We start from the raw sequence: 17,497 nt of genomic DNA, 5'->3' as shown, positions 1-17,497 counted from the left end.
CAATCGCCTTCCCGCACGAAGGAGATGCCGTTTGTAAGGCGGCGTCTCCTTCCAGTTCACGACACGGTATGCGACTGCCGCTTTTGGCCCAACTCGGACCTCTGGTGAGGTCAGCTATCGCACCGCTATCAGGGGTACAGCGGACCTCAAAGCGCCTTGATCTGCGGCGCGGAGGTTTCGTCCTGGTGTCTCGCGCACCGATGCAGTTCGAGCTGATCCATGATTCAGACCGCCTGATCCAGTGCAGCCTCGTCGCCAGACCATTGCCAGCGTCCGCCGCCGGCGCGCTTGGCGGCGTAGAGCGCGCGGTCGACCTGCTCCAGCAACGATGCCGTGCCGACCGCGGACTCCGAGGCAAGCTCGGTCACCAGGATGCCGGCGCTGGCGCCGATCCGTGCCGGCTCGTGCGAGACAAAGAAGGGCAGCGACAGCGCCTCGACCACCCGCTTGGCGAGCGCCACGGCCGCATCCTTCCCCGCCGGCCCCTCTTCCACCGGACGCAGCAGCATGAATTCATCGCCGCCGAAGCGGGCAACGGTGCCCTGCGGTCCGATGCATTGGGTCAATCGTTCGGCGACCTGGCGGAGCAGCGCGTCTCCGGCGTGATGGCCGAGGCGGTCATTCACCGATTTGAAACCATCAAGATCGATGGCGATGATGGCGATGCGCCCCGCCGCCTGCTCCAGCGCCGAGAGAAACGCGACACGATTCGGTAATCCGGTGAGGAAATCATGATGGGCCTGGCGCGCCAGCGCCTGCTGGGCCTCCAGCCGCTCGATGAAGGCCTTGCTGAGATGGCGAGAGGCCTCGCGCAGTGTGATCCAGAACAGGAACAGCATGCAGGAGCCGAGCTTGTAGGCGAGCTCCGGCCGCAGCAGGCCCGCCACGATGGTCGGCGCAAACAGCACGGCCGATGCCGACAGCACGATCCAAGGACGCACTGCCGCGCGCGACACCATGCCGACGCAGAAGGACATCGACAGTCCGAAGCTGATCCACGCCCCGGCCGCATCGCCGAGCCGGAGCGCGCGGTATGACAGTAAGCCGAGCCCCACCGAGAACGCCACCGCGCCGATGCCGTAGATGTGCTCCCAGCGCAGCACGTCCTGGTCGGAAAAATTCGTCGATCGCAGCTTATAGAGATGCAGGCTGTACAGCCGGGCGCCAGCGGTGATCAGAATGAGACAGGAAATCAAGGCATAGCCGATATCGCCGCTGACCAGGGCAAGCGCGATCGCACCGGTGCCCGATGTCACGGTAATCGCCATGACTTGCGGCATCGACGTGTACAGCAATTTGATCAGTTCGCGGCGAATGCCTGGCTGCACGGCGCTGGACAAGGCTGTCAGTCTCATGGACCGGCACCATGCCGTGGAGTTGCTAAGAAACGGTGAGGCGGATTGGTCCGGTCGTGGCCAGCTTCATGACAGGCTTAAGGGAGCATCAAGGCGGCGGTAGCCGCAGCAGGAGCTCCGTTCTGGAACGCCGTCATTCCGGGGCGCGCAAAGCGCGAACCCGGAATCCATCGGGCCGCATACGCAGGCGGAGAAATGGATTCCGGGCTCGATGCTTCGCATCGCCCCGGAATGACGGCGAGCTTTGTGCGGGGCTACCTCACCACATCGTCTGGCGGGCGCGCTCTGGCCATTCGCGGTCGTAGGTTTCGCCGCCGACCTTGTCCTCGCTCATGCCGGCGAGGATCTGGCCCGGAGTCGGCAACGTCCTGGGATCGACGCGCTTGTCGGGATTCCAGAGGTCGGCGCGGACGATCGCGCGGGCGCACTGGAAGTAGATCTCGTCGACGGTCATGACGATGACGGAGCGCGGCGCCTTGCCTTCCATCTTGAAGGAGGCAAGCAAATCGGGATCGATGGAGAGATGGGCACTGCCGTTGACGCGCAGCGTGGTGCCGGAGCCGGGGATCAGGAACAAGAGCGCGACGCGCGGGTCGCGGACGATGTTGCGGAGCGAATCGACGCGGTTGTTGCCGCGGCGGTCTGGCATCATCAGCGTCTTCTCGTCATGGATGCGGACGAAGCCGGGCAGGTCGCCGCGCGGCGAGCAATCGATGCCTTCGGGACCGACGGTGGCGAGCGCCGCGAACGGCGACGTCTCGATCAGGATGCGATAGGGCGGCGTGACGCGATCGGCGACCTTGACGGTGGAAGCATCGTTGGGGAAGCCGTAGATCGCCTCCAATTGCTCGATCGTCGCGATATTTGTCATCGGCTTCCCTTGTTTACTCGTCCCAGCGGCTGCCCTTGATGATCCGCGCGAGCTGGCCCGCGTGATAGTCAGCGGTGCCGACATTGACGATGGTGAAGTCGGGAGCGGCCGTCGTCTCATCGACGGTGCGGCCGAGCCGATGCTCGATCCGTCCGTCGCTCACGCGTCCGCGCATTGCGAGCCGTTCGGCCAGCACGTTCGGCGGCGCGGTGATCTGGACCACGACGACATTGGCGTAGGCGCGGCGGGCTACCGATATCACCGTGCGCGAGACGTTGGCGATCACGGTGCGGCCGGCGCGCAGATCCTCGTCGACCGCGCGCGGCAGCGCATAGCTGTGGCCATGTGCCTCCCAATGCATGGCATAGTCGCCGCGCGCGACTGCCTCGGCAAACGCGTCCGCGCTGACCTCCTCATTGTCCTCGGAGGCCGAGGAGGCGCGCGTGATCACGCGGCGCGCGAAGACGGCATTGCCGTCTTCGGCACAGGCCGCCTTGGCGAGCCCGAGCAGCGTATCCTTGCCGGCGCCGCTCGGGCCGACCACCAGCACCAGGCGGCCGGGGCCGATGGCTATGGGTGTGTCGATTGCGATTGCCTGTGCTTCCGTCATGCGACCCGCTCCCCTTCCCGCCAGACACTGCGCACCACCGGGAGGTCGCGCGCGATGTGCACGCGGATCAGGTCGGCGCGCTTGCCGACCGCGATCTCGCCGCGGTCCGTGAGCCCCACCGCCTCGGCCGCCGTCTTCGTGACCGTGCGCACCGCGGAGGCGAGATCGATCGCCGGGACATGCCGCGGCAATTGCAGCGCCGCCATCAACAGGCTCGAAGGAATGTAGTCGGACGACAGGATATCGAGCAACCCCTCGCGGGCGAGATCGACGGCGGCGATATTGCCGGAATGCGAGCCGCCGCGCACCACGTTGGGCGCGCCCATCAGGATGTCGATGCCGGCCGCGTGCAGGCCGCGGGCGGCTTCCATCGTGGTCGGGAATTCCGCGACCGAGACGCGGTCGCGCACGGCGTCGACGACGTTCTCCTCGGTGGTGTCGTCGTGGCTCGCGAGCGGGATATTGTATTCATGCGCGAGCGCGACGATGGCACGCATGTTGGTGGCGGCATAGGCCTTTTGGTTGGCGAAACGCCGCGCGAAGAGCTCGTCGAGCTGGGCGTCGGTCATGCCGCCGCCCTTGCCGCGATAGTAATCGCGCAGCTTCACTTCGTCGCGGAACTGGCGCTGGCCGGGGGTGTGGTCCATCAGCGACATCAGGCGGACGTCGGGCCGGTCGATCAACTCTTTCGCCTCGGCCACCACATCGGGCATCGGGATTTCGCAGCGCAGGTGCAGGAAGTGATCGGCACGGAGCAGATTGCCCTCGCGGGCCGCCGAGATCGCCGCCGCCAGAATGCCGGCACGGCCATCGACGTCCTCTGCACCGTCCTCGCGCCAGACCCTGAGCGAGTCGAGGACAGTGGTGATGCCCGAGGTCGCAAGCTGCGCGTCATAGGAGATGACGGAGGCAACCGGATCCCAGAACACTTTCGGGCGCGGCACGTAATGGGCTTCGAGGTGATCGGTGTGCAGCTCGATCATGCCCGGCATGATGAGATCGCTGCCGGCATCCTCGCTGCCATCGGGGGCGCTCCCCTCACCGAATTCGGCAATGCGGCCATCGGCGAGCGCGACCCAACCGCGCTCGATGACGCGATCGGCCAGCACAAGGCGCGCATTGCCGATGATGGTCTCTCTTGCGGTCATCTCACCCCTCTCATGCCGCCGCAGCGAATGACGTGACATCCACGATTCGGTCTGCAATCAGATGACGGATTTCATCGTCATGCACGATCGCGACCATTGCGACGCCGCGGCGTTTCTTCTCGCCGATCAGTTCTACCACCACGGCGCGGTTGGCCGCATCGAGCGAGGCCGTCGGCTCGTCCAGCAGCAGGATCGGCAGATCGGACACGAAGCCGCGGGCGATGTTGACGCGTTGCTGCTCGCCGCCGGAGAACGTCGAGGGCGGCAGCCGCCACAGCCGCTCGGGGATGTTGAGACGGCGGAGCAGCGCGGCGGCCTTGTCGCGCGCCTCGGCACGCGGCGTGCCGCCAGCGACCAGCGGCTCGGCGACGACATCGATGGTCGCGACCCGCGGCACCGCGCGCAGGAACTGGCTGACATAACCGACGGTGGCGCGGCGCACGCTCAGGACCTGCCGCGGCTCGGCGCTGGCAAGATCGATCACCTTGCCCTGGTGGCGGATGCCGATCCGCCCGGCATCGCAGCGATAGTTGCCGAAGATCATCTTCAGGATCGACGACTTGCCGGCCCCTGACGGCCCGGACAGCACGACGCATTCGCCCGGTTCGACATGGAACGAGACGTTGCTCACGACAGGCAGTTCGACCCCGCCCTGCAGATGCATGGTGAAGGTCTTTGCTGCGCTGGAGATTTCGATCATCGCAGTCATCGGCGTCCTTATGGCGGCAGGATCGAGGAAACGAGCAGCTGGGTATAGGGCTCGCGTGGATCATCGAGCACCTGGTCGGTCAGACCGGTCTCGATGACGCGGCCGCCCTTCATCACCATCACCCGGTGTGACAAGAGGCGCGCCACCGCGAGGTCGTGGGTGACGACGATGGCGGCGAGGTTGAGCTCGCTGACGAGATTGCGCATGAGGTCGAGCAGGCGGGCCTGCACGGAGACGTCGAGCCCACCGGTCGGCTCGTCCATGAACACCAGCCGCGGCGCAGTGACAAGGTTGCGCGCGATCTGCAGGCGCTGCCGCATGCCGCCGGAATAGGTCTTCGGCGCATCGTCGATGCGGCCGATGTCGATCTCGACGCGCTCGAGCCATGTCGTTGCGGTGTCGCGGATGCGGCCATAGTGATTCCAGCCGATCGCCATCAGCCGCTCGCCGACATTGGCGCCGGCGGAGACCGCCATGCGCAGGCCCTGTGCGGGATCCTGGTGCACATAGCCCCAATCGGTGCGGAACAGGAAGCGCCGCTCGGCTTCGCCGAGCGAAGCAAGATCACGCAGCACGCCATCGCGCATGCGATAGGACACGCTGCCCGCGCTCGGCGCAAGCTGCGCCGACAATAGTTGCAGCAAGGTCGACTTGCCCGAGCCGGACTCGCCGACGATCGCCAGCACCTCGCCGGGATGGAGCGAGAACGACACGTCGCGGCAGGCGGCCAGCCGGCCGTAATTCTTCGACAGGCCGTCCGCAACCAAGAGCGGCTGATCGTCGTCGAGCGTGGTCACCGGCTCAGACATGCGCCCTCTCCTTGTGCGGCGCTGCGCTCTGGTGCCCGCGATGGCCTTCGGCCTGGCGCTGCTCGCAATAGTCGGTATCGGAGCAGACGAACATCCGCCCGCCCTTGTCGTCGGTGACAATCTCGTCGAGATAGGAATTCTCCGCGCCGCAGAGCGCGCACGGCGCGTCGAAGCGGTAAGGCTTGAACGGATGGTCCTCGAAATCGAGGGAGACCACCGTCGTGTAAGGCGGGATCGCATAGATGCGCTTCTCGCGGCCGGCGCCGAACAATTGCAGCGCCGCGCAATTGTCCATCTTCGGATTGTCGAATTTCGGCGTCGGCGACGGGTCCATTACATAGCGCGCGTTCACCTTCACCGGATAGGCGTAGGCCGTGGCGATATGGCCGAAGCGCGCGATGTCCTCGTACAGCTTGACATGCATCAAGCCGTATTCGGCGAGTGCATGCATGCGCCGCGTCTCGGTCTCGCGCGGCTCGAGGAAGCGCAGCGGCTCGGGGATCGGCACCTGATAGACCAGCACCTGCCCCTCATGCAGCGACGCCTCTGGGATGCGGTGGCGAGTCTGGATTACGGTAGCTTCCGTGGTCGACGTCGTAGTCGCGACGCCCGCGGTCTTGCCGAAGAATTTGCGGATCGAGATCGCATTCGTCGTATCGTCCGAGCCCTGGTCGATCACCTTCAAGACGTCATCGGGGCCGAGGATCGCGGCGGTCACTTGCACGCCGCCGGTGCCCCAGCCATAGGGCATCGGCATCTCGCGGCTCGCGAACGGCACCTGGTAGCCGGGGATCGCGATCGCCTTCAGGATCGCGCGGCGGATCATCCGCTTGGTCTGCTCGTCGAGATAGGCGAAATTATACGACGGCGCGTTCATTCGGCGGCCTCCTGCAGCGGCTCCGATGCGTTGGCCTCAGTGAATTCTGTGCGCAGCCTGCGCAGCAGGCCGAGCTCGGACTGGAAGTCGACATAATGCGGCAGCTTGAGATGCTCGACGAAGCCGGTCGCCTGCACATTGTCGGAATGCGACATCACGAATTCCTCGTCCTGCGCCGGCGCCCTCACCTCCTCGCCGAGCTCGCGCGCACGCAGTGCACGATCGACCAGCGCCATCGACATGGTCTTGCGCTCGCTCTGGCCGAAGGCGAGCCCGTAGCCGCGGGTGAAGCACGGCGCTTCCGTCGCCGAGCCCTTGAACTGGTTGACCATCTGGCACTCGGTGAGTTCGATTCTCCCCAGCGGAACGGCAAAACCCGCATCCTCGGCGAAGAATTCGACATCAACCTCGCCGAAACGGATCTCGCCGGCGAAGGGATGGTTGCGGCCGTAGCCGCGCTGGGTGGAGTAGCCGAGCGCGAGCAGGAAACCTTCGTCGGCGCGCGCGAGATTCTGCAGCCGCAGATCGCGGTCGGCGGGGAAGCTGAGCGGCTCGCGCGTGAGATCGCCGATCGGCGCGTCCGCTTCTGCTTGCGGCGACGCTTCGATCAGACCATCGTGAGCGAGGATGTCGGTGACGCGCGGCGTCTCGGCGGACGATGTTTCGCCGGTCGCAGGCGCCTCCGGCACAAAACCCTCGGCAAGCTGCGGGTCGAGCAGGCGATGGGTATAGTCGAAGGTGGGGCCGAGGATCTGGCCGCCGGGAATGTCCTTGAAGGTCGCGGAGATGCGGCGGCGGATCTGCATGTTGCCGGTATCGACCGGCTCGGTGGCGCCGAAGCGCGGCAGCGTGGCGCGGAAGGCGCGAACCAGGAAGATCGCCTCGATCAGGTCGCCGCGCGCCTGCTTGATCGCGAGCGCGGCCAGTTCGCGGTCATAGAGCGAGCCTTCCGCCATCACGCGATCGACACCGAGCGCAAGCTGTTCGGAGATCTGCGCCAGCATAAGCTCCGGCACCTCCCGGTCGCCGCGCCGTTCATGCGCGAGCAGGCGATGGGCGTTCTCGATGGCGCGTTCGCCGCCCTTGACCGCAACGTACATCGTCAGTCCTTCCCATGAGCGAGCCGCGTGGTGCGCGGGATCGCAACAATCTCATCACCCGCGACCAGCACGACGTCGATGCCGCGCGGGAACAGCGTGGCGTTGACGGCGAGTTGATCGAACAGATCGTGCGGCTCGATGGTCGCTGTCAGCACGGTGGAGCCGTCGATGCCCGGCCCGCGCAGTTCGTAGGCCGTGCCTTGCGAGAGGCTGCCAATCTGCAGGATCAGCGTGGTCGAGCGATCGGGATATTCGCCGCTGCCGAGCGCGAAACGATCGAGCGCGGGAAGATTCTGGGGATCGCCGATCAGCGCAAAGCTTGCAATCGCGGGATCGCCGGTGATGGCCGCCCCGGTGTGGAACTTGAGCCATTTGGCGACTTCGGGGGTCGACATCGCGCCGTCGAGCCAGATCGGCGTATCGTGATCGAACAGCGTCAGCGCGATCGCGGCCGCGCCGTGCATCACGCCATCAGGCGCGCCGGCCGACGCCGCGATTCGCTCGACCTTCCCCGGACGCGCCATCGCGTTCATTACGGAACGGAATGTCGCCTGCGCCGACAAGACCTTGTCGGATAAGCCCGGCGGCAGTTCGGCAATCGCCGTCATGTCTTCAGCCCTCACCGCGCACCATCGTATAGAAATCAACCCGCGTCGCCGCCGTCTCCGCGGCCACCCGGTCTCGCTTGGCGATCATGGCCGTGCGCAGCGGCGCGATCACCTCCTGCTCAACCGCATCGGCAAAATCGTCCGATTGCGCCATGGCGTCGCACAACGCGATCAGCCGTGCCTTCTCATGGTCGCGTCCGAGCGTGTAGCCGAAACCGACCTGGCCGGTCGAAAGCAGCACCGCCGCGCGCGAGACGGTCGCCTCGCCAATATTGAAGGGCGCGCCATCGCCGCCGACCCGGCCGCGCACCATGACGAGGCCGTTTTCCGGCTCGCGCAGGGTCTTGTGAGCGGGCAGCGCCATCTCGCTGAGCCGGGCCGAAATGTCGGCAGCGTCCGACTGGGCGAGCACCGCCATTCCCGCCCGGCGCTGCGCCCGCCTGCTGTCTTGCTCGGTCTTCGTCATCTCGCGGAACCTTGCCTGACTGAAGTTGTCTATGATACTAGACAACTTGATAAGCAAACGCCATGACTGTTTCATGACAGGGGCATGATTTTCGACAGGACTGGGTTTCCGATATGAGTGTGCAGGACACCGCCTCATCGGGCGTCGCGCTGTGGCGCTTGGTCGCCGACGGCATCGAGCGCGGCATCGCCGAGGGCCGCTTTGCCGCCGGCGAGAAGCTGCCGGGCGAGATGGAGATCGCGGAGACCTACCGCGTGAACCGGCACACGGTGCGGCGCGCCTTGGCGGCGCTCGCCGAGCGCGGACTGGTGCGCGCCGAACGCGGCAGCGGCACTTATGTCGAGGTGCAGAAAATCGCCTATCCGCTGCGCTCGCGCACGCGTTTCTCGGAGATCGTCGGCGCCGGCGGCCGCGAGCCACGCGGGCAATTGATCGATGCCTCGGAAGACGTGGCGAGCCGGGAATTGGCGCGGGAACTCGGACTGAAGGTCGGCGCGCCACTGGTCCGGATCGAGTCGCTGCGGTTCGCCGACCGCGCGCCGATCTGCGTCTCCACCTCCTGGCTTTCGGCCGAGCGCTTTCCGGGCGCGGGAGAGGTGTTCGCCAGCGTCCGCTCGATGACGAAACTGCTCGAACATTTCGGCATCCGCGACTATCGCCGCACCTCGACGCGGATCACCGCCGGCATCGTCGACGCTACCGACGCCGCGCGGCTCGACCTGGCGCTCGGCCGCCCGATCCTGGTGGTCGACTCGACCGACGTCGATCTGGACGACAAGCCGCTGGTGACAAAGCGCTCGCGTTTTGCGGCGGAGCGCGTGGAGTTCTTGGTGGAGAACGGGTAATCCAGTTCTTCCCTCTCCCCGCTCTTCGCGGGGGCGAGACGAGCAAAGCTCACTCTGCGAGGGTTAGGGTGAGGGGCTGCTTCTGCAAATTCGATAGGCGAGAGTGCGCGGAGGGTCCCCTCACCCGGCGCTTCGCGCCGACCTCTCCCCGCAAGAGCGGGGCGAGGTGACTCCTACGCCAGCGCGCGCTGGCCGATGATGGCGAAGCGGAGTTTCGTCGAAATCCAGTCGATCACGGCGACCGCGATCAGGATCATCAAGATCAGGAACGACACCTTCTGCCATTCCAGCACGCGGATTTGTTCGGCGAGCTGCAGCCCGATGCCGCCGGCACCGACGATGCCGATGATGGTGGCCGAACGCGTGTTCGATTCGATGAAATAGAGCACCTGACCCGCGATCACGGGCAGGACCTGCGGGATCAGGCCGAAGCGGATCTCGTGCAGCACGCCGCCGCCGGAAGCTCTGATACCCTCGACCTGCTTCTTGTCGGCGCCTTCAATGGCCTCGGAGAACAATTTGCCGAAGGCGCCGAAATCCGACACCGCGATGGCGAGCACGCCGGCAAACGGGCCGAGACCGACGACATTGATCCACACCAAGGCCCAGATCAGCGTGTCGACGCCGCGGATCGTATCCAGGAAACGTCGCACCGGGAAACGGAAGATGGCGGAGGGCACGATGTTGCGCGCGGCGAGCAGGCTGACCGGCAGCGCCATGAACGCGGCCAGCGTCGTGCCGAGCAGCGCGATCGACAGCGTCTCGCCGAGCGCGGAGAGATAGGTCGGCAGCGACGAGCCGGGATCGGGCGGGATCATCATCAGCGTGATCCAGCCGAGCTCACGCAGCCCGCTCACCAGCTTGGTCGGCGAGAAGTCGAGATCGAACAGGCCGAAGGCGAAGACCGCTAATGCCGCCAGCAGCATCAAGGGCGTGGCGAGGCGCGCCGAGACCGGGCGGTCGAAAACGTCAGGGTATTTCGTCCGCAGCGCCTGCGAATCCGGCTTCGGCAACTGGCTCATGCCCGCCCCTCCTTGCCGAACAGTTTTGCGCGCAGCCAGCCGGTGGTGATGTCGATCACGAACACGGTCAGGACGATGGTGACCAGGATGGCGCTGACGTCGGAATAATAGAATTTGCGAATCGCGACCACGAGCTCCTGCCCGATGCCGCCGGCGCCGACAAAGCCCATCACGGACGCTTCGCGCACATTGATCTCGAAGCGCAGCAGCGCATAGCTGGCATAGCCCGCCGAGACCTGCGGCAGCACGGCGAACCGCATGCAGGACAGCCAGCTCGCGCCGGTCGAGCGGATGCCCTCCACCGGCTTCATGTCGGCATTCTCGACGATCTCGGAGAACAATTTGCCGAGCGCGCCCGTGGAATGCACGGCGATCGCCAGCACGCCCGCCATCGGCCCGAGCCCGAACGCGATCACGAACACCAGCGCGAACACGATGGCGGGCACGGTACGCGCAAATTCGAGCAGGCGGCGGACAACAAAGCGCAGCCAGGGCGCGGGCGAGGTGTTCTGTGCGGCGAAAAAGTTCAGCGCAAAGGCAAAGACGGCGCCGGTCAGCGTGCCGACATAGCTGATCAAGATGGTCTCGGCGAGCAGCTTCAGCCAATTCTTCCAGCCCCAGAACCATTCGCCGAAATCGGTCCAGACCCGCTGGCCGTTATCGAGCGTGAGGATGCGGTCGAAATAGGAGACGAAGTTGCCGAAATAGGTGAAGAGCGTGCGCAGGTTCACCTCGGCGCCGATGCCGGCAACGGTCAGCGCCGCGATGAACACCGCCGCCGCCAAGGCCATCTTCAACCGCTTGCGCGCGACTGCCTTGCGATAGCCATCGTTCAGCGCGGCGAGCTGCTGGGCGGGAAGGATGGATACGGCGGTGGCCATCTGCTCTGCTTGGGATCTGCTGCTTGTCCTCAACGGAACAGGCCGGGTCGCGATCGATCCGGCCTGCGTATTCGCGTCGATCGATCAGGAGGCCTTCTTCTTGCGCAGGGCGTCGACGAACTTGATCAGCTCGATCGTGCCGTCCCAATCCTTGGTGGTCGCGGGATGGAAGCCCTTCTTCTGGCCGTCGGAGAGCTTGTCGAACGCCGCCTTGTCCTTCGTCGGCACGTCGAAGAAGGCCTTGGCGATCGCGGCCTTGAGATCGTCGGGAAGGTCGGAGTTGTAGGCATAGGGTCCGTTGATGATCTCGGCCGACTTATGGACGATGCGGAAATCATCCTTCTTCATCGGCGAGCCGTCGGCGTTCTTCAGCATGCCCTTGTGCAGCATCTGGGCGAGCGTGGAGTCATCGTCGCTGGTCCACTGGTTGGCGGCAACATCAACCGTGCCCTGCGCCAGCGCGAGCATCGCGTTCTCGTGGCTGCCGGTGAAGACAACCTTGCTGAAATAGGCTTCGGCGTCCGGAATGCCCTTCTTGTTGAGCTCGAAGCGCGGCACGTTGTTGCCGGAGGTCGAGTTCGGATCGACGAGGCCGAGGTTCTTGCCCTTCACGTCCTCGATGGTCTTGTAGGGGCTGCTCGCCTTGACGAAGAACATCGAGTAGTAGCCGGTGGAGCCGTCGGCGTTGATGTCGTTGGCGAAGGCGTCGGTCTTGACGCCGGTCAGCCGCGCGCGGGCGAAGGAGGCCGAACCGTAGCTGGCGATCTGGATGTTGCCGGAGCGCTGGCCTTCGATCACCGCAGCATAGTCGTTGGCGATGCGCAGCGTGACCTTCACGCCGAGTTCCTTGGAGAGATAGTTGACGAACGGCGTCCAGCGCTCGGTGACACCGGACGCGTTTTCAGCCGGCACGACCGCGAAGGTCAGCTCCGGATATTTGGCCTTCCAGTCCTGCGCCGACGCGGACGCGGTGAGCGCGAGCGCGGCAGCGCCGGCGAGAACGATGCGACGAGTGATCATGGTTTACCCCTGCTGTTATGGTAGCGCCTGGATCACGATCCGAGACGCAACGGGATCGTGATCTCATCTCTTGTTTGAACACGACCGGTTTCCACTTTTCCGGACCATGCTCTAAAGGCCGACTGCACCTGCAGCGGCTTTCCCTGCATAAGGTTACGGCGTTCAGGCCGCGGCTGCGGTGCCGAGCGCCGGAGCTGTTGCGGCACCGGGCGCGGGCATTGGCGCCCCGCCGATGACATCATTGGCCTCGAGATCGTAGAGCTCGCGGGCGATGTGATCGGTCAGCGTCGACGGCTGGCCATCGAACACCACGCGGCCCGCCGCCATGCCGATCAGGCGGTCGCAATAGCTGCGCGCCAGATCGAGCGAATGCAGGTTGCAGAGCACCGTGATGCCGAAATGCTTGTTGATGCGCAGCAGCGCATCCATCACGATCTTGGTATTGCGCGGATCGAGCGAGGCGATCGGCTCGTCGGCGAGGATGATATCGGGCTCCTGCACCAGCGCGCGAGCGATGGCCACGCGCTGCTGCTGGCCGCCGGAGAGCTGGTCGGCGCGCTGGGCGGCGAACTGCGCGATGTCGAACTGCTCGAGCGCCGACATCGCCAGCGCCCTGTCCTGCTCGGGCCAAAGCTGGGTCAACGAGCGCCAGGCCGGGATTTCGGCAAGGCGGCCCATCAGCACATTGGTCAGCACATCGAGCCGGCCGACCAGATTGAACTGCTGAAAGATCATCGCCGAACGCGCGCGCCACTGCCGCAGCGCCTTGCCGCGCAGCGCGGTGACATCGACACCTTCGAACAGGATGCGGCCTTCGGTCGGATCGGCGAGACGGTTGACCATCCGCAACAAGGTCGACTTGCCGGCGCCCGAGCGACCGATCACGCCGACGAAACTACCGGGCTGGACCGAGAACGAAGCATTGTCGACCGCGGCTTTTGTGCCGAAACGGCACGTCAAACCTTCAACCACCAGCATGCAGTGCTCCGAACCCGTCACGTCGCGTAACGGCTAACGCCGCTGAATTACAGTTGTGTGACAAACGCGCTGCAGTGCGGCGATCCTCCACACCGCCGGCGATGTCACGCATCTGTCACGCTACTGTTATGAAGCGCATCGAAGACATGCGCTCCCCCACAACAATTCGACGAGGCGAAGAAGAAGATGGCCGGCAAGATGCTTTCCGTTGTACCAACGGTCGATCCCACCGCCGCGGTGCGCGATAGCCAGCTTGGGGCCTATACCGAGGTCGGAGCGCGCAGCATCCTGCTCGACGTCACGATGGGTGACTATTCATATGTCGTGAACGACGCGCAGCTCACTTACACCACGATCGGCAAATTCTGCTCGATCGCGGCAATGACCCGGATCAATCCGGGCAATCATCCGATGCATCGTCCGTCGCAGGCGCATTTCACCTATCGCGCCAGCGCATACTTCCCAGGCGAACATGACGAGGCCGAATTCTTCGCATGGCGCCGAGAGCACCGCGTGCATATCGGCCATGACGTCTGGATTGGACATGGCGCGATCATCCTGCCCGGACGCTCGATTGGAACCGGCGCGGTGGTCGCGGCTGGCGCGATCGTGACCAAGGATGTTCCCGCCTACGCCATCGTCGCCGGCAATCCGGCGCGGCCGCTCCGCAAGCGGTTTTCCGATGGCATCATCAGCCGCCTTGCGGCACTCGCCTGGTGGGATTGGGATCACGAAATGTTGCGCCAGGCGCTGCCGGATTTTCGCAAGCTGGTTGTCGAAGACTTCCTCGCCAAGTATGAAGCGCTGAACGCGCCAACAACCCGCCGGAGTGCCATCACGTGACTGACATTGTTATCGAAGACGGCAAGGCGCTCGTTGAAGGCGAACTCGTCGAAACACGGCTGCGGACCGCGGGCCGCGACATCGCAGCCCTCGATGGAGATGGAGACGGTCGCGATGCACTTGGCATCAATGCACGTGATCTCCTGGTGCTGCCCGGGATCGTTGACCTGCATGGCGACGCCTTCGAGCGGCAGATGATGCCGCGCGCTGGAGTCGATTTCCCGATCGACGTGGCGCTCGCCGACAGTGACCGGCAGGCGATCTCAAACGGAATCACGACGGTGTTCCACGCCACCACATGGTCGTGGGAGCCGGGCCTGCGCAGCGCCGAGAATGCGCGGAGACTGCTGGAGGCAATCGAGCAGATGCGCCCGCAGCTTGCCGCCGACACGCGCTTCCATCTGCGCCACGAGACCTACAATCTCGACGCCGAACCGGAGATCATTGACTGGCTCGCGGAGGGCCGCGTCGACTTGCTCGCGTTCAACGACCACATGGATGGGACGATCGGGGACCTGGCAAGGCCGCGCAAGCGCAACCGGATGGTGGAGCGCACCGGCCTTTCGCCTGAAGACTTCGACAAGCTGGTCACGCACGTGGTGTCGCGCGCGAACGATGTGCCTGCCTCGATCGCACGTCTCGCCAGTGCGGCGCGCTCGGCCGATGTCCGCATGCTCTCGCATGACGACAACAGCCCCGAGATGCGCAAGTGTTTTCGCGACCAGGGCGTCGGCATCGCCGAATTCCCTGTCAACGAAGAGACCGCGCGCGAGGCGGCGACGGCCGGCGATCACATAGTGTATGGCGCGCCGAATGTCGTGCGCGGCGGCAGTCATACCGGCTGGACCAAGGCGTCCGACATGATCGCGAAGGGCCTCTGCTCGGTGCTGGCCTCGGACTATTACTATCCGGCACAATTGCTCGCAGCCTTCCGGCTTGCCGCTGACGGCATTCTGCCGCTGGAAAAGGCGTGGGACCTGATCTCGGGAGCACCGGCACGTGCTGCCGGACTCGACGACCGTGGCGTGCTCGCCGAAGGTCGCCGCGCCGACATGATCATCGTCGATGACAAGGTGCCGCTGCGGCCGCGCATTGTCGCGGTGATATCGGCGGGACGTCTCGTGCATCTGGCAGACGCCAGCCGGCTCACCTATTCCACAGCGCCGCGCATGGCGGTTGCTGCCGCCTGACGCTCCCAGGTCTTACGACGATGGCCAACTATCCGCGTTACGCTCTCTACTACGCGCCGGCACCAGGCAGTGCGCTTGATCGCTTCGGCGCCAAGATGCTCGGCTACGATGTCTATGGTGGCAGCGACCTGTCCTTTCCCGATGGCGTGCCGCCGGACTGGCGCGAGATCACGCAGGACCCGCGCAAATACGGCTTTCACGCCACGCTGAAGGCGCCGATGGCGCTGGCGGAGGGCAAGAGCGAAGCCGATCTGCTTGGGGCATGCGAGGCTTTCGCCGATACGCCGCGGCCAATTCCCGTTATCGAACCCATCATCGATTCGATTAGCGGCTTCATCGCGATGATCCCGGGAAAGCCGTCGACGGAGTTGCAGCAGCTTGCGGCCGACGTGACGCGCGACTTCGATTCATTCCGCGCGCCGCTGACGCCGACCGATCGCGCACGGCGAAATCCCGAGCGCTTGACGCCGCGACAGGTCGAGTATCTCGACCGCTGGGGCTATCCTTACGTGATGGAAGAATTCCGCTTCCACATGACGCTGACCGGGCGATTGGAAGCCGAGCGGCGTGAGATCGTGGTGCCGATGCTGCGGGAACGCTTTGCCTCTGTGCGGCTCGCAACGCTCGCGATCGACCGGCTCGCATTGTTCCGCCAGGATGATGCAGCATCGCGCTTCCGCATCATCGCGCATTGGCCGCTGCGAGCACTCTAACTCGTCGTCGCCCGTATTGTGCGTCCGCTTGCTCGGACCGGCCTCTCCCCTTGTGGGAGAGGCCGGAGCGCATGCAGCGAAGCGGAATGCGATCCGGGTGAGGGGTGCCGGTCTCTCGAGGGACTTGCGCTGTCGGATGGACCTGAACCCCTCACCCGGAATTCAAGCTACGCTTGAATTCCGACCTCTCCCACAAGGGGAGAGGTGGAGTTTGCCGCCCGGACCTCGCACCACAACCCACATCGGTGGTTATGGGTCCTGGCGTTCGCCGGGACGACGTGGAGAGAGCGTCCCACGCGAAGGGTGGGCACGCTGCGCTTTGCCCACCCTACCGTTCTTCGCTTACTCGTCCGTCTCTTCCGGCCTTGTGCGGGCGATGATTTCGGCGGCGCCCTTGTCGAGCAGGTCCAGTCCGACGGCGCGGCCGAGTTCGCGGGGGCGGTCGGCGGGGCCGGTGCGCGAGGCCTCGATGAAGCGGTCGCCGGTTTCATCCAGCACCGAGGCGCGCAGAATCATCTCGCTGCCGGCAAGCGTGGCATGGCCGGCGATCGGCGAATTGCAGTGACCGTTCAGGATCCACAGCACCTCGCGCTCGGCTTCGGCCACAAGGCGCGATTGCGCGTCTTCGATCTTGGCAAGACGGGCGCGCGTCGCGAAATCGTTTGCCGCGCATTCGACGGCGACGATGCCCTGCCCGACCGCAGGCAGCATCTCGTCGACCGGGAAGTCATAGGCGATGCGCGATGCACGCCCGATGCGCTCGAGCCCCGAGCGCGCCATCACCAGCGCATCGGCCGGGCCGACCTCGCCGCCATCAGGCAGGCGCTGCTTGTCGCCACGATCGAGCTTGGCAATCCGGGTATCAGCGGCGCCGCGGAAATGGATCACGCTTGCTTCCGGAAACAGCCTGCGCAAGTAAGCCGCGCGGCGCACCGCGTTGGTGCCGATCTTGAAACCCTTGCCGCGGCTGGCGCGAAAGCTTTCCAGCGAAAGGCCGGGACGCAGCACCAGGCTGTCGGTTGCGGCGTCGCGCGGCAGGGTCGCGCCGATCACGAGGCCCGGCGTCTCCTCATTGCCCGGCACATCCTTCAGCGAATGCATCGCGGCCTGCAACTCGCCCGCACGCATCGCCTCGCGGATCTCGGCGACGAAGGCGCCGCCCTTGCCGCCATGACGCAGCAACTTGCTGGTCTGGTCCTGATCGCCGCGGGTCTCGAACCTGACGATCTCGACGGTCAGGTCGGAAGCCGACGCACGTAACAGGCGCGCAACTTCCTCGGTCTGCGCCATCGCCATGGCCGTCTTGCGCGTGCCGATGCGTAACGTCTGTCCCGCCACAATGTCTCCGTTCAAGCCGTCGATAAAGCCGAGGGATTAGGGTCTGTACCTAATTAGCGCACTCTGATTCCCTTGGACCGAACTGATTCGGCACGGGGGACTTCGATGCGCAAA

General features: G+C 65.2%; 19 protein-coding genes. 4 read left to right on the top strand and 15 right to left on the bottom strand.

Translation table 11 applies throughout. From position 1 onward, the window contains the following. Window positions 1-224: 224 nt before the first annotated feature. The 10 genes from AC5ZG5_RS14320 to phnG form a co-directional block, all read right to left on the bottom strand. Entirely contained in the window at window positions 225-1,355 is a 1,131-nt protein-coding gene (locus AC5ZG5_RS14320; protein ID WP_456642395.1) for a diguanylate cyclase domain-containing protein, read from the bottom strand. Between the two features lie 259 nt (window positions 1,356-1,614). After that, window positions 1,615-2,226: a pyridoxamine 5'-phosphate oxidase family protein gene (locus AC5ZG5_RS14315; RefSeq protein WP_456642394.1), complete on the bottom strand. Its 612-nt coding sequence runs from the start codon at window positions 2,224-2,226 to the stop codon at window positions 1,615-1,617. A 13-nt stretch (window positions 2,227-2,239) separates the two neighbouring features. Continuing rightward, window positions 2,240-2,836, bottom strand: coding sequence for a phosphonate metabolism protein/1,5-bisphosphokinase (PRPP-forming) PhnN (gene phnN / locus AC5ZG5_RS14310; RefSeq protein WP_028165313.1), 597 nt, complete (start codon window positions 2,834-2,836; stop codon window positions 2,240-2,242). Continuing rightward, a complete protein-coding gene (locus AC5ZG5_RS14305) occupies window positions 2,833-3,984 on the bottom strand; it encodes an alpha-D-ribose 1-methylphosphonate 5-triphosphate diphosphatase (RefSeq protein WP_456642393.1) in 1,152 nt (383 codons plus the stop codon). The genes phnN and AC5ZG5_RS14305 overlap by 4 nt, the downstream gene beginning before the upstream one ends. Before the next feature lie 10 nt (window positions 3,985-3,994). Beyond that, window positions 3,995-4,693, bottom strand: a complete 699-nt coding sequence (phnL, locus tag AC5ZG5_RS14300) for a phosphonate C-P lyase system protein PhnL (protein WP_456642392.1) — start codon at window positions 4,691-4,693, stop codon at window positions 3,995-3,997. A gap of 8 nt (window positions 4,694-4,701) precedes the next feature. Further along, window positions 4,702-5,502 (bottom strand): phosphonate C-P lyase system protein PhnK, encoded by an 801-nt coding sequence (gene phnK / locus AC5ZG5_RS14295; RefSeq protein ID WP_456642391.1) that lies wholly within the window; start codon window positions 5,500-5,502, stop codon window positions 4,702-4,704. Then, window positions 5,495-6,379, bottom strand: coding sequence for an alpha-D-ribose 1-methylphosphonate 5-phosphate C-P-lyase PhnJ (locus AC5ZG5_RS14290; RefSeq protein ID WP_028165309.1), 885 nt, complete (start codon window positions 6,377-6,379; stop codon window positions 5,495-5,497). The genes phnK and AC5ZG5_RS14290 overlap by 8 nt, the downstream gene beginning before the upstream one ends. After that, the gene (locus AC5ZG5_RS14285) at window positions 6,376-7,479 is read right to left on the bottom strand and encodes a carbon-phosphorus lyase complex subunit (protein WP_456642390.1); all 1,104 of its coding nucleotides are present in this window, start codon (window positions 7,477-7,479) and stop codon (window positions 6,376-6,378) included. The genes AC5ZG5_RS14290 and AC5ZG5_RS14285 overlap by 4 nt, the downstream gene beginning before the upstream one ends. A 2-nt stretch (window positions 7,480-7,481) precedes the next feature. Continuing rightward, window positions 7,482-8,087, bottom strand: coding sequence for a phosphonate C-P lyase system protein PhnH (gene phnH / locus AC5ZG5_RS14280; protein ID WP_456642389.1), 606 nt, complete (start codon window positions 8,085-8,087; stop codon window positions 7,482-7,484). A gap of 4 nt (window positions 8,088-8,091) precedes the next feature. Next, on the bottom strand, window positions 8,092-8,553 hold the full coding sequence (gene phnG / locus AC5ZG5_RS14275; RefSeq protein WP_028165306.1) for a phosphonate C-P lyase system protein PhnG: 462 nt from the start codon (window positions 8,551-8,553) through the stop codon (window positions 8,092-8,094). Between the two features lie 113 nt (window positions 8,554-8,666). Between phnG and phnF the strand changes: the two genes are divergently transcribed. Beyond that, window positions 8,667-9,398 carry a phosphonate metabolism transcriptional regulator PhnF gene (gene phnF / locus AC5ZG5_RS14270; protein ID WP_130226179.1) on the top strand — a complete coding sequence of 244 codons (732 nt, stop codon included), beginning with the start codon at window positions 8,667-8,669 and terminating at the stop codon, window positions 9,396-9,398. A 173-nt stretch (window positions 9,399-9,571) separates the two neighbouring features. Here the strand turns inward: phnF and phnE (AC5ZG5_RS14265) are convergent, their stop codons facing one another. From phnE (AC5ZG5_RS14265) to phnC, 4 genes are all read right to left on the bottom strand, one after another. Beyond that, complete coding sequence (phnE, locus tag AC5ZG5_RS14265; RefSeq protein ID WP_456642388.1) at window positions 9,572-10,420, bottom strand: phosphonate ABC transporter, permease protein PhnE; 849 nt, start codon at window positions 10,418-10,420, stop codon at window positions 9,572-9,574. Then, window positions 10,417-11,301 carry a phosphonate ABC transporter, permease protein PhnE gene (gene phnE / locus AC5ZG5_RS14260; RefSeq protein ID WP_456642387.1) on the bottom strand — a complete coding sequence of 295 codons (885 nt, stop codon included), beginning with the start codon at window positions 11,299-11,301 and terminating at the stop codon, window positions 10,417-10,419. The genes phnE (AC5ZG5_RS14265) and phnE (AC5ZG5_RS14260) overlap by 4 nt, the downstream gene beginning before the upstream one ends. 84 nt (window positions 11,302-11,385) lie before the next feature. Beyond that, on the bottom strand, window positions 11,386-12,321 hold the full coding sequence (gene phnD / locus AC5ZG5_RS14255; protein WP_456642386.1) for a phosphonate ABC transporter substrate-binding protein: 936 nt from the start codon (window positions 12,319-12,321) through the stop codon (window positions 11,386-11,388). 162 nt (window positions 12,322-12,483) lie between these two features. After that, complete coding sequence (phnC, locus tag AC5ZG5_RS14250) at window positions 12,484-13,299, bottom strand: phosphonate ABC transporter ATP-binding protein (protein WP_456642385.1); 816 nt, start codon at window positions 13,297-13,299, stop codon at window positions 12,484-12,486. Between the two features lie 186 nt (window positions 13,300-13,485). Here phnC and AC5ZG5_RS14245 point away from each other — a divergent pair, with 186 nt between their 5' ends. Genes AC5ZG5_RS14245 through AC5ZG5_RS14235 form a run of 3 tightly spaced genes read left to right on the top strand, consistent with a single transcriptional unit; the run spans window position 13,486 to window position 16,045 of the window. Next, window positions 13,486-14,142 carry an LbetaH domain-containing protein gene (locus AC5ZG5_RS14245; protein WP_130226184.1) on the top strand — a complete coding sequence of 219 codons (657 nt, stop codon included), beginning with the start codon at window positions 13,486-13,488 and terminating at the stop codon, window positions 14,140-14,142. After that, window positions 14,139-15,332, top strand: coding sequence for an alpha-D-ribose 1-methylphosphonate 5-triphosphate diphosphatase (locus tag AC5ZG5_RS14240; protein ID WP_456642384.1), 1,194 nt, complete (start codon window positions 14,139-14,141; stop codon window positions 15,330-15,332). The genes AC5ZG5_RS14245 and AC5ZG5_RS14240 overlap by 4 nt, the downstream gene beginning before the upstream one ends. Before the next feature lie 20 nt (window positions 15,333-15,352). Beyond that, window positions 15,353-16,045 (top strand): DUF1045 domain-containing protein, encoded by a 693-nt coding sequence (locus AC5ZG5_RS14235; RefSeq protein WP_456642383.1) that lies wholly within the window; start codon window positions 15,353-15,355, stop codon window positions 16,043-16,045. A gap of 342 nt (window positions 16,046-16,387) precedes the next feature. Here AC5ZG5_RS14235 and hemC read toward each other — a convergent pair whose 3' ends face one another. Beyond that, window positions 16,388-17,383 (bottom strand): hydroxymethylbilane synthase, encoded by a 996-nt coding sequence (gene hemC / locus AC5ZG5_RS14230; protein ID WP_130226187.1) that lies wholly within the window; start codon window positions 17,381-17,383, stop codon window positions 16,388-16,390. Between the last annotated feature and the right edge of the window lie 114 nt (window positions 17,384-17,497).

It is taken from the genome of Bradyrhizobium sp. Ses1, from assembly GCF_059512365.1.
This window is presented reverse-complemented; position numbering and strand designations above follow the sequence as displayed.